At 70.5% G+C, this 11,659-nt stretch carries 10 protein-coding genes; 5 read left to right on the top strand and 5 right to left on the bottom strand.

What is annotated here, in order from left to right; all coding sequences use genetic code 11:
* The first annotated feature begins 140 nt into the window (after positions 1–140).
* Positions 141–761, top strand: coding sequence for a hypothetical protein (locus NZH93_RS04825; RefSeq protein ID WP_259621680.1), 621 nt, complete (start codon positions 141–143; stop codon positions 759–761).
* Between the two features lie 239 nt (positions 762–1,000).
* On the opposite strand, the gene NZH93_RS04820 is transcribed toward NZH93_RS04825, so the two are convergent.
* Positions 1,001–2,608 carry an amidohydrolase gene (locus NZH93_RS04820; RefSeq protein ID WP_259621679.1) on the bottom strand — a complete coding sequence of 536 codons (1,608 nt, stop codon included), beginning with the start codon at positions 2,606–2,608 and terminating at the stop codon, positions 1,001–1,003.
* Positions 2,609–2,699: 91 nt separating this feature from the next.
* Here NZH93_RS04820 and NZH93_RS04815 point away from each other — a divergent pair, with 91 nt between their 5' ends.
* Both NZH93_RS04815 and NZH93_RS04810 read left to right on the top strand, forming a co-directional pair.
* A complete protein-coding gene (locus tag NZH93_RS04815) occupies positions 2,700–3,647 on the top strand; it encodes a methionyl-tRNA formyltransferase (protein ID WP_259621678.1) in 948 nt (315 codons plus the stop codon).
* A gap of 78 nt (positions 3,648–3,725) precedes the next feature.
* A complete protein-coding gene (locus NZH93_RS04810) occupies positions 3,726–4,379 on the top strand; it encodes an HNH endonuclease family protein (protein ID WP_259621677.1) in 654 nt (217 codons plus the stop codon).
* 16 nt (positions 4,380–4,395) lie between these two features.
* On the opposite strand, the gene NZH93_RS04805 is transcribed toward NZH93_RS04810, so the two are convergent.
* Complete coding sequence (locus tag NZH93_RS04805) at positions 4,396–5,193, bottom strand: hypothetical protein (protein ID WP_259621676.1); 798 nt, start codon at positions 5,191–5,193, stop codon at positions 4,396–4,398.
* A 160-nt stretch (positions 5,194–5,353) separates the two neighbouring features.
* Between NZH93_RS04805 and NZH93_RS04800 the strand changes: the two genes are divergently transcribed.
* Complete coding sequence (locus NZH93_RS04800; protein WP_259621675.1) at positions 5,354–6,862, top strand: CYTH and CHAD domain-containing protein; 1,509 nt, start codon at positions 5,354–5,356, stop codon at positions 6,860–6,862.
* Between the two features lie 91 nt (positions 6,863–6,953).
* Positions 6,954–8,549 carry a beta-N-acetylhexosaminidase gene (locus NZH93_RS04795; RefSeq protein WP_259621674.1) on the top strand — a complete coding sequence of 532 codons (1,596 nt, stop codon included), beginning with the start codon at positions 6,954–6,956 and terminating at the stop codon, positions 8,547–8,549.
* A gap of 47 nt (positions 8,550–8,596) precedes the next feature.
* Here NZH93_RS04795 and NZH93_RS04790 read toward each other — a convergent pair whose 3' ends face one another.
* From NZH93_RS04790 to adh, 3 genes are all read right to left on the bottom strand, one after another.
* Positions 8,597–9,616, bottom strand: coding sequence for a nucleoside hydrolase (locus tag NZH93_RS04790; protein ID WP_259621673.1), 1,020 nt, complete (start codon positions 9,614–9,616; stop codon positions 8,597–8,599).
* 66 nt (positions 9,617–9,682) lie between these two features.
* Complete coding sequence (locus NZH93_RS04785) at positions 9,683–10,048, bottom strand: DUF779 domain-containing protein (RefSeq protein WP_259621672.1); 366 nt, start codon at positions 10,046–10,048, stop codon at positions 9,683–9,685.
* Entirely contained in the window at positions 10,048–11,571 is a 1,524-nt protein-coding gene (gene adh / locus NZH93_RS04780; protein ID WP_259621671.1) for an aldehyde dehydrogenase, read from the bottom strand. The genes NZH93_RS04785 and adh overlap by 1 nt, the downstream gene beginning before the upstream one ends.
* Between the last annotated feature and the right edge of the window lie 88 nt (positions 11,572–11,659).

Here is an 11,659-nt window from a genome sequence, read left to right as displayed (position 1 = left end):
TTCGTCACAGCGGGACGCGGCGAGGTGGGAGCCGAACGGAGCAGCGGACGAGGCGTTTGGCGCGCGCGTTTTTTGTCGGACCTCGCCCGTAACGTCAGGGGTGGTGGTTCGGTCGTCTCGGTCGTTCGGAGGGGAGCGCTGTGGACACGATCAGTGTTACGGCCCTGTCGTTCACGGAGTACGTGATGAGTGGGCAGCGGGGGCGGATCAGCATCCTCGGGGAGCAGCGGGCGATGTACCTGGCTGAGGACCCGAGGATGTGCGGGTTCTACAACCCGGTGCGGGACGCGATGCGTCGGGCGGTGTCGTCGCCCACGCCCGAGGTGGAGATGCGCGAGGCGGTGTTGGCGGCCAACCGGAACGGGCAGTTGCGGGCGTTCGAGGAGTTGGCCGAGGGGTTCCTGCCGTGGTTGCGGAAGGCTCGGGTCACCGGGGTGCCGGTGTCCTCGGCTCGGTGGACGGCAGGGGACCTGACGCTGAAGGTGAGGCCGCACCTGGGGTTGCGGCTGGCCAACGGGTCGCTGGCGGCCGTGCTCGTGTACGTGAAGGAGGCGCCGTTGACGCGGGAGGCGGCGACGGTGGGGCTGCGGATCTTGCAGCAGACGATGGACGAGACGCTGCCGGGCGGGGAGCCCTGGGTGCTGGACGCGCGGCGGGGGCGGGTGTTCCGGCTGGGGAAGCGGACCAACCTGGGGAAGTTGGACGCGTTGATCGCCGCCGAGTCGACCGGGTACGTGACGCACTGGCGGTTGAGCGCCTGAGGGGTGGCCCCTCTCCCGATCCGGCCGAGGGGGAGGACTGAGGACCTGCCCGGTCGTCGGTCCGCCGGATCGGAACCCCCAGTAAGGTCGGCCACGCCGTGCGCCGGTCGGGGTTGGGGCCCGGCAGGCCGCGGGGTGGTTCGTACGGGTGGTGTGCGCGGTCGAGTTCGCCGTGCGCGTGCTCGTGTCGAGGGTGGTCGGGTGCGGGTCGGGGATGCCGCACCCGACCATCCGTCGTGTCAGGCGCCGTCGAGGTTCGCCGGGTTGTGCACCGGTTCGCCGCCGACGAGGGTGGCGAGCACCTCGATGGCGCCGATCTTCTCCGCCTCGCGGCTCCTCGGGTCGTCCGCCAGCACCGCGAAGTCGGCCAGCTTGCCCGCGGCGATCGTCCCCCTGGTGTCCTCGACGCCGCAGGCGTAGGCGGAACCCCTGGTGTAGGCGGCCAGCGCCTGGTCGACGGTGATCGCTTCCGCGGGCCCGATCCTCGCGCCGTTCCGCGCGGTGCGGGTGACCATGAACTGCACGGCCCTCAGCGGCGCGCCCTCGGTGACCGGGCGGTCCGAGCTGCCCGCGATGGTGATCCCCTTGTCCAGGAACGACTTCCCCCGGTAGAGCCAGTCCGTGCGGTGCTCGCCCATGATGGCGCTGTAGTCGTCTCCGTTGTCGTAGAGGAACGTCGGCTGGATGACCGGGATGGCGTTCAGGTCGGCGATCCGGTCCAGTTGGTCCGGCCGGGTGGTGCCGCAGTGCTCGACGCGGTGCCTGGTGTTCTCGCGCGGGTGGCGCCTGCGGGCTTCTTCCAGGGTGTCCAGGGTGAAGTCGAGGGCGCGGTCGCCGATGGCGTGGATCGCCAGTTGCCAGCCCGCGGCGTGGCCGTCCAGGATCGCGGCCGTCATGCGCTCCGGGTCGTCCTGGAGCTGGCCGCTGTTGTCGGTGCCCTCGTAGGGTTCCGTCATGGCCGCCGTCCTGGCCATCATGCCGCCGTCGGTGAAGACCTTGAGGGCGCCGAGGCCGAGCCGGTCGCCGCCGAAACCGGTGCGCAGGCCGAGGTCGATCGCCCTGGTGACGCGGTCGTCCCGGTGGGACGTGATCGGGTGCAGCACGTCCGCCGAGACCATGAGCTGCACGCGCAGCGGGAGCCGGTCCCGTTGGTACGCGGCGATCTCCAGCGGGCTGCTGCCCACGATGCCGCCCGCGACGCCCGCTTCGGCGGCGGTCGTGACGCCCTGGGCGAGGCACTGACGGGCGCCGAGCGCGACGTGGTCGGCGATCTCGTCGACCGAGTAGGGCAGGCGCAGGGCGCGGACGGCCGTCTGGGCGCCTTCCGCCAAGCCGCCGGTGGGGGTGCCGTCGCGGTCGAACTCGACGCCGGGGGTGCCGGGGGCCAGCACCGCGGCGGGGAGTTCCCGCAGGACCAGGGAGTTCACCACGCAGGCGTGGCCGGAGCGGTCCTGGACGTAGACGCGGCGGTCCCGCGTGACGGCGTCGAGGTCCGCGGCCGTCAGCGGCCGGTCCAGGACGCGGTGGTCGTAGCCCGCGACCTCCAGCCAGCCACTGGTGGGGGTGATCTCCCGCAACCGGGCGATGATCTCGGCGACGGTGCGGCAGCCGGACACGTCGGCGGTGACGCTCGCCCGGCCCGCCCACGCGAGGTGGGTGTGGGCGTCGACGAAGCCGGGCAGGAGCACGGCGCCGTCCAGGTCGACGGTCCGTTCGGCCCTGAGGCCCGCGACCTCCTCGTCCAGGCCGACGATCTGCCCCCGCCACACGCCGACGGTGGTCGCTTCGGGTCGTTCGGGGTCCATCGTGATGATTCGGCCGCGCACCAGCTTCATATCGAGGATCACAAATCGGCAGGTTACGCAGCTTCGTCCAGTTCGGTTAGCCTTCGGTTACTTAGGTTAGGCTGACTTGTCTTTTATCGAAGAAGGGATGGCCATGCGGGTTGTCATGTTCGGCTACCAAACCTGGGGGCACCGGACCTTGCAGGCGTTGCTGGATTCCGAGCACGACGTCGTCCTGGTGGTCACCCACCCGAAGAGCGACCACCCGTACGAGCAGATCTGGAGCGACTCGGTCGCCGACCTCGCGGCCGAGCACGGTGTCGAGACGCTGATCCGCAACCGGCCCGACGACGAGGAACTGGTGTCGCGCCTCAAGGAGGTCCAGCCGGACGTCATCGTGGCGACCAACTGGCGCACCTGGATCCCACCGCACATCTTCACCCTCCCCGAGCACGGCACCCTGAACGTGCACGACTCGCTGCTGCCGTCCTACGCCGGGTTCTCGCCGCTGATCTGGGCGCTGATCAACGACGAGAAGGAGGTCGGCGTCACGGCGCACATGATGGACGACACGCTGGACGCGGGCGACATCGTGCTCCAGAGGTCGGTGCCGGTCGGGCCGCGCGACACGACGGCCGACCTGTTCCACAAGACGGTGGAGCTGTTCGGGCCGATCACGGTCGACGGGCTCGCGGAGATCGCGTCCGGCAAGACCGAGTTCACGAAGCAGGACCGCGCCAAGGCGTCGTTCTTCCACAAGCGCGCGGACGAGGACCTGCGGATCGACTGGACCTGGTCGGCGGAGGAACTGGACCGGCTGGTGCGGGCCCAGTGCGCGCCCTACCCGAGCGCGTACGCGTTCCACCGGGGCAAGCGGCTGGAGATCGTGGAGGCCGAGGTGTCCGAGGCGAAGTACGGCGGAACGCCCGGCCGGATCTTCTACCGCGAGGGTGACGGCGTCGCGATCGTCGCGGGCGCGGAATCCCGCCGCGGCCGGAACCACGGGCTGCTGGTGAAGCGCGTGCGGACCGAGGACGGCACCGAACTGGGGGCCGCGCAGTACTTCACGACCATGGGCGGTTACCTCGCCAGCCGCCCGTAACGGGACCTGCCCGCAGCCCGTCCTCGGTGATCGCTGATCATAGGCCCGTCGATCACCGAGGACGGGAGAGCCGGGCGCATGGACCGCAAGCAGGCCACGGCGTTGACGAGCCTGGTCATCGTGATCGTCCTGGCGGCGCTCGCCTGGTACCTGGACAGGGCGAACACCGACTCGCCCACGACCGCGCCTCCCCCGTCCGCGGGCGACTCGACGGCTCAGCTCGCCGGGCTCGCCATCGCGCCCGAGGGCAAGATGGCCGGTTACAGCCGCGACCGGTTCCCGCACTGGGCGGGCCAGGGCAACTCCTGCGACACCCGCGAGGTCGTGCTCCAGAAGCAGGGCACGAACGTGAAGAACGACAAGGACTGCAAGGCCGTCGAAGGCACCTGGGTGAGCCCGTACGAGGGGCTGACGATCACCAACGCGGGTGAGATGGACATCGACCACACGGTGCCGCTCGCCGAGGCGTGGCGCTCCGGCGCCGCCGCGTGGACCGACGACCAGCGCAAGGCGTTCGCCAACGACCTGGGCGGCGTCCAGTTGATCGCCACGTCGGCCAAGACGAACCGGTCCAAGGGCGACCAGGACCCGGCGAAGTGGAAGCCACCGGCCCAGGGCTACTGGTGCAAGTACTCCAAGGACTGGATCGCCGTGAAGGCGGCCTACAAGCTGACGATCGACCAGGCCGAGCACGACGCGCTGGCGTCGATGCTCACCACCTGCGCCCCCTGACCGGGGTCCGCGCCCCCTACAGCCGCAGGCCCTTCATCTGCTCCGACACGTCGCCGTAGACCTCCGTGCGGCGCACCCACGCGGCCGAGCCGGAGGACGCGGACGGGATCGGGCCGAGCGGCCGCACGGGGTCCGTCACCCCGTACTCCAGGCGGTACGCCACCAGCCCGGTCGCCGCCAGCAGCCACGGGGCCGGGTCCGGGCAGATGATCTCGCCGAGACCGATCCGGAACCACACCGGCAGCCGCAGGTCGGCCGCCAGCGCCCGGTCGATCTTGGACCGCGCGGCGGCCCAGATCTCCTCGCGCGCCTTCTCCCCCGCGACGATGGCCTCCAGCCGCCACGCCTCCTGGGTCGCCCGCTCGTCGGCGGCGAGCCGGTCGGCCGCCTCCTGGGCGTTGCTCTGCCGCGCGCCGATGTGCCAGTCCAACTGGTGGATCTCGTGGCCGATGCTCTCGCGCTCGAACTTGGGCTTGCGCCCGGCCTCCAGCCTGCGCCGCCCCGCTTCGCGGCGGGCCTTCAGCTCCTCGAACTCGGCGACCTCCTGGCGGACCCGCACGCGCACCGAGTCGGCCAGCACCTCCTGCTCGGCGTCCCACGCCTTGCGCAGCGCTTCCACGACGTCCGCGATCTCCTCGTCGACGGCGTCGAGGTCCTCGTCCAGACCGGCACCCGCGCCCGACAGGCGGCGTTCGAGCACCAGCAACCGCGCGCTGACCCTCCTCAGTTCGAGGTCGAGCCTCTTGGCCTCAGTGTCGAGGCCTGCGACCGCGGGCTCGACTACGTCGAGCCGCTCCTTCTCCGTGGGTGCCACACGTCCAGCCAACCGCAAGTGGCGCTCCCGCTGACGGCTCGACCGCGAAAACCACGCGGACGGGCCCACGACTACCCCCGGCCAGGTCAACGGTCGGACACGGAACGTGACACCCCCCTGAACAGGACTGAACGGACATCGGAAGGTGTATGTCTAGAAGATGTCGACCTCCGTGCACGAGACCGAACGCAAGTACGAAGCCCCGGCGGGCAGTGACCTGCCGCCGCTCGACGGGTTCCCCGGCGTGGCCGCGGAGGCCAGGCCGGAGCGGATCGAACTCGAAGCCGTCTACTACGACACCCCGGACCTGCGGCTGGCCCGCGGTGGCGTGACGCTGCGCAGGCGCACCGGAGGGGACGACGCGGGCTGGCACCTGAAGCTGCCGGTCGGCGAGGACACCCGCGAGGAGGTCCGGGTGCCGCTGGGCAAGGCGAAGAAGCCGCCGAAGGAGCTGACCGGCCTGGTGCAGGTGCACGCGCGGGGTGCGGCGCTGGCGCCGGTCGCGCGGATCCGGACCACCCGCGAGCGGTGGCAGCTCGTCGACGAGCACGGCGACCTGCTGGTCGAGGTGGTCGAGGACCTGGTGTCGGCGGAGGTCGTGGACGAGGGGTCCACGACGGACTCGTGGCGGGAGATCGAGGTCGAGCTGGGCGAACGCGGCGGGCGCGAGCTGCTCGACGTCGTGGAGCGCAGGCTCTACACCGCGGGCATCCGCAGGTCGACGTCGTCGGCGAAGCTGACCCGCCTGCTGGCCGACCGGATGGGGCCCAAGCCGCCCGGTCCGCGCACCGGGCGCAAGGCGACCACGGGCGACGTGGTGCTGGCTTACCTGCACGAGCACGCCGCCGCGCTCAAGCACTACGACCCGGCGGTGCGCCGCGACCAGGACGACGCCGTGCACCAGATGCGGGTGGCCACCCGGCGGATCCGCAGCGCGCTCCAGGCCTACGGCAAGGTCGTCGACCGCGAGCGGACGCGGGAGTTGACGACGGAGCTGAAGTGGCTGGCCGGGGTGCTCGGCGAGGCGCGCGACCTGGAGGTGCTGCGGGAGCGGTTCTCCGACGGCGTCGCTCGGCTCGACCCGGACCTGGTGCTCGGCCCGATCGCGGCCCGGCTGACCAGGCACTTCTCCCCGCTGGAGCAGGCCGCGCACGCGACCAGCGTGGCGACCCTCAACAGCGCCCGCTACTTCGCGCTGCTCGACGCGGTCGACGCGCTGCTGGCCGCGCCGCCGTTGACCCCGCTCGCGGCGGAACGGGCGACCAAGGCGCTGCCCGCCCTGGTCGACAAGAGCTACCGCAGGCTGGCCCGGCACGCCGAGGAGGTGCTCGACACGTCACCCGGCGAGGTGCGCGACGTGGCGCTGCACGAGTCGCGCAAGGCGGCCAAGCGCTTGCGCTACACGACGGAGGCGGCCGTGCCGGTGTTCGGCAAGGGCGCCAAGGCGTACCGCAAGCGGATCAAGGGGATCCAGACGCTGCTCGGTGAGCACCAGGACAGCGTGGTGGCCCGGCCCGCCCTGCGGGAACTCGGCGTGCAGGCGCACCTCGACGGCGAGAACGGGTTCACCTTCGGTCTGCTGCACGGCCTGGAGAGCGGCGCGGCGGCCCTGATCGAGCAGCGGTTCCCGGCCGTCTGGCGGAAGGTCGGGAAGCCGAAGCTGTCCTGATTGGTCTGGACCTTGACAGCTCCAGGGCTGGCTGTAACGGTGAAATCAGCCGCCGCCGCACGGTTGGTTCCAGCCTGGCCAGGAGGATTTCGTGGGGATCGGTGGAAAAGCACGGCGGGTGCGCGGTGCCGCTCTGGCACTGCTGCTCGCCGGAACCACAGCGGTCGCGGTCGGCGCGGCGAGCCCAGCTCAAGCAACCCCGGAGACGTCGTTGCGCCAGATCGTGCCCGCGCCCGTCAAGGTCACACCCCGTCCAGGGGTGTCCTACTCGCTGACCGCGAACGCGAGGATCCAGACCCAGCCCGGTTCGCCGGACGCGCGGAAGGTCGGCGAGTACGCGGCCGAACTGCTGCGCCCCGCGACCGGCTACCGCCTGCCGGTGTCCTCCGGCGTGACCCCGAGGGGCGTGACGCTGCTGCTCGTCGGCGCCGACCCGAAGGTCGGCAAGGAGGGCTACCAGCTCGACGTGACGCCGTGGGGCGTCGTGATCCGCGCACGGGCCGCGGCTGGCCTGTTCGCGGGCGTCCAGACGCTGCGGCAGCTACTGCCCGCGAAGATCGAGGCGAAGACGAAGCAGTCCGGGCCGTGGACCGTGCCCGGCGGCAGCGTCCTCGACTACCCGCGCTTCGGCCACCGCGGCGCGATGCTCGACGTGGCGAGGCACTTCTTCTCCGTCGACGAGGTGAAGCGGTACGTCGACCAGATCGCCGCGTACAAGGTCAACTACCTGCACCTGCACCTCGCGGACGACCAGGGCTGGCGCATCGAGATCAAGAGCTGGCCGAGGCTCGCGACGTACGGCGGCAGCATCGAGGTCGGTGGCGGCAAGGGCGGCTACTACACCCAGGAGCAGTACAAGTCCCTGGTGACGTACGCCGGATCCCGTGGTATCACGGTGATCCCGGAGATCGACATGCCGGGCCACACCAACGCGGCCCTCGCGTCGTACGCCGAGCTGAACTGCGACGGCGTCGCGCCGCCGCTCTACGACGGCACCGAGGTCGGGTTCAGCTCGCTGTGCATCGACAAGCCGATCACCTACCGGTTCGTCGACGACGTGCTGCGCGAGCTGGCCGCGTTGACGCCCGGCCCGTTCCTGCACATCGGCGGCGACGAGGCCCACTCCACGACCGAGCCGGACTTCAAGACCTTCATGGACAAGGTGCTGCCGCTGGTGAAGAAGCACGGCAAGCTGGCGCTGGGCTGGCACGAGTTCGTGAAGACGAACCCGGCCACCTCCGCCGTCGCCCAGTACTGGGGCACCGACACCGAGGACGCCGACGTGGCCGCCGCGGCCGCGCGGGGCAACAAGGTCCTGCTCTCGCCCGCGTCCAAGGCGTACCTGGACATGAAGTACGACGAGAACACCGAGCTGGGCCTGGACTGGGCGGGCTACACCGACGTCCAGGACGCCTACGACTGGAACCCCGGCGCCTACCTGAAGGGCGTGCCGGAGTCGGCCGTCCGCGGCGTCGAGGCTCCGCTGTGGACGGAAACCCTCGACGAGTCGTCCGACGTCGAGCAGATGGCGTTCCCGAGGCTGCCCGCCATCGCCGAACTCGGGTGGTCGCCGCAGTCGACGCACGACTGGACGGACTTCTCCAAGCGGCTCGCCGCCCAGGGACCCCGTTGGCAGGCTGCGGGGGTCAACTACTACGCCTCGCCCCAGGTGCCCTGGGGGAATTGATCGCGCAACGGGGTGAGGACCCGCGCGTAGGTCCTCACCCCGCTCGCTCAACGACCGTTCAGGCCGTCGAGGTACTCCTGCTCGAACTTCTCACGGTCGGCGCCGTAGGCGACCCGGATCTTGTTCCCCCGCTGGGAAACCACGGTTCGCCCGCTCTGCGGGCCGTCCTGGACGACGGTGATCCGGGTGTCGCGCTCCTCGGTGATCACGCCCTCGTCGCGGAACGCGCGCAGCGCGGCCACGGCGTCCCACCAGAAGTAGATGCCGAGCGGAATTCCGTTCCTCATCACGGGTTGCGTCATGATCGCGTGGACGATCCGGGCGCTGGGCGTGGTGAGGTCCGCGCCGAGCCGGTCCACGTAGTCCTGCGTGATGGGAACGTGGTTGGTGGTGTCCAACGGGGTCAGGTGCACCCCTGGCAGCGCGCGGAGCACGGCGGCGGTGGCCGCCGGGTCCATCCAGGCGTTCAACTCCTGGGTGTTGTCGAACCCCGGCAGGGCCGAGCCGAACAGGTTGCCGGGCACGTGGACCGCGCCGTTCATGGCGTGCACCGCCGCGATCCGGCGGGTCAGCCGGTCCCCCTCGGGCAGGGCTGTCGCCAGGTTCGACAGCGGGCCGGTGGCCAGGATCGTGACCTTGCGCGACGACGACGCCAGTGTTCGGCGGATCAGGTCGGCGGCGGTTCCCGTTGCGGGACCGGGGTTCTCGTCCCGGTCGCCGAGCGCGCCGGACAGCACGTCCTCCACGTCCACGCGCGCTTCGGCGGGCGCCGGGTGCACGGCCTCGTGGACGCCTTCGGCGACCGGGACGTTCGGCAGGCCGCACTGGCGGAGCACGCTGATCGCGTGCTGCCGCACCCGGCCGGGATAGCCGAAACCGCTGGTGGTGACCGTGACGGCCCGCAGGTCGATCCGGCCGCGGTGGTGTTCGGCGCACAGGTAGGCCAGGGTCGCGGCGTCGTCGATGTCGAGGTCGCTGTCGTAGATGACCGGCGGTGGCCCGCCGGCGGACGCGGGTGTGGCGAGTGAGAGCAGGCCCGCGACGAGCGCGAGCAGCAAGGTCCTCATCGAGTTCCCCCCGGAGTGGTCGATGGATCACGACCACGATAGCGAGGGGAACCCGACGAGGAGGGCCTAACCGTTCAACGCCAACGATTCCTCGTCGGTGAGCAAGCGCGAGCGGATCAAGAAGCGCACACCTAGCGGAGCCTCCAACGAGAACCCGCTGCCTCGCCCCGGCACGACGTCGATGGTGAGGTGGGTGTGGCGCCAGTACTCGAACTGCTTGGCGGACATCCACACCGGGACGGGCTCGTCGTCCACGACGAGGTCGCCCAGGTGGGTATCCGAGCCGCCCGTGCGGAACTCGCCCGCCGGGTAGCACATCGGGGCGCTGCCGTCGCAGCACCCGCCGGACTGGTGGAACATCAGCGGCCCGTGGTCCGCCCGGAGGCGGCGGATGAGTTCCGCCGCCTCCTGCGTGAGGGCTACCCGGTCCATCAGAAGAAGCCCTGCGCGTTCTGCGAGTAGCTGACCAGCAGGTTCTTCGTCTGCTGGTAGTGGTCCAGCATCATCCGGTGGTTCTCGCGGCCGATGCCGGAGTCCTTGTAGCCGCCGAACGCCGCGTGCGCCGGGTAGGCGTGGTAGTTGTTCACCCACACCCGGCCCGCCTGAATGTCGCGGCCCGCGCGGTACGCCGTCCCACCGTCGCGGGACCACACGCCCGCCCCGAGCCCGTACAGCGTGTCGTTGGCGGTCTTCACGGCGTCGTCGTAGTCGTCGAACCGGGCGACCGACACGACCGGGCCGAAGATCTCCTCCTGGAAGATCCGCATCTTGTTGTCGCCCTCGAAGATCGTCGGCGTGACGTAGTAGCCGCCGGACAGGTCGCCGCCGAGGTCGGCGCGCTCGCCGCCGGTGACCAGCTTGGCGCCCTCCTGCTTGCCGATGTCGATGTAGGAGAGGATCTTCTCGAGCTGGTCGTTGCTGGCCTGCGCGCCGATCATCGTGTCGGTGTCCAGCGGGTTGCCCTGCTTCACGGCCTTGGTGCGCTCGGTCGCGTCGGCCAGGAACTGGTCGTAGATGGAGCTCTGGATGAGCGCGCGCGACGGGCAGGTGCAGACCTCGCCCTGGTTGAGCGCGAACATCGTGAAGCCCTCGAGGGCCTTGTCGTAGAACGAGTCGCGCGTCGCGGCCACGTCCTCGAAGAAGATGTTCGGGCTCTTGCCGCCCAGCTCCAGCGTCACCGGGATGATGTTCTCGCTGGCGTACTGCATGATCAGCCTGCCGGTGGTGGTCTCACCGGTGAACGCGATCTTCGCGATCCGGCTGCTCGACGCCAGCGGCTTGCCCGCTTCGACGCCGAACCCGTTGACCACGTTGAGGACGCCCGGCGGCAGCAGGTCCGCGATGAAGCTCAGCAGCACGTGGATCGACGCGGGCGTCTGCTCGGCGGGTTTGAGCACGACGCAGTTGCCCGCCGCCAGCGCGGGGGCGAGCTTCCACGTGGCCATCAGGATCGGGAAGTTCCACGGGATGATCTGGCCGACGACGCCGAGCGGCTCCTGGAAGTGGTACGCCACCAGGTCCTGGTCGATCTGCGAGATCCCGCCCTCCTGGGCGCGGATGACGCCCGCGAAGTAGCGGAAGTGGTCGATGGCGAGCGGGATGTCGGCGGCCAGCGTCTCGCGGACGGGCTTGCCGTTCTCCCAGCACTCGGCGACCGCTATCGCCTCGAGGTTCTCCTCCATGCGGTCGGCGATCCGGTTGAGGACGTTCGCCCGCTCGGCCGGGGAGGTCCGGCCCCACGCGCGTGAGGCGCCGTGCGCCGCGTCCAGCGCCTTCTCGACGTCCTCCGCCGTGCCCCTGGCGATCTCGGTGAACACCTGCCCCGTGACGGGGGTGGGGTTCTCGAAGTAGGCGCCCTTGGCCGGGGCCACGTACTCGCCTCCGATGAAGTGGTCGTACCGCTCCTGGTACGCCACGACGCTGCCCTGCTGACCAGGTGCCGCGAACTCCGCCATGTGTCGCCTCCCGCTTCTTTGCGTGATGTGGGTCTCACGGTAGGCAGCCCTACGTTGCATGTTCGTTTCATCCGTTCGGGTGAACCGG

Origin of the sequence: Umezawaea endophytica, from assembly GCF_025061645.1 — a bacterium.
Lineage (GTDB): Bacteria > Actinomycetota > Actinomycetes > Mycobacteriales > Pseudonocardiaceae > Umezawaea > Umezawaea endophytica.
This window is presented reverse-complemented; position numbering and strand designations above follow the sequence as displayed.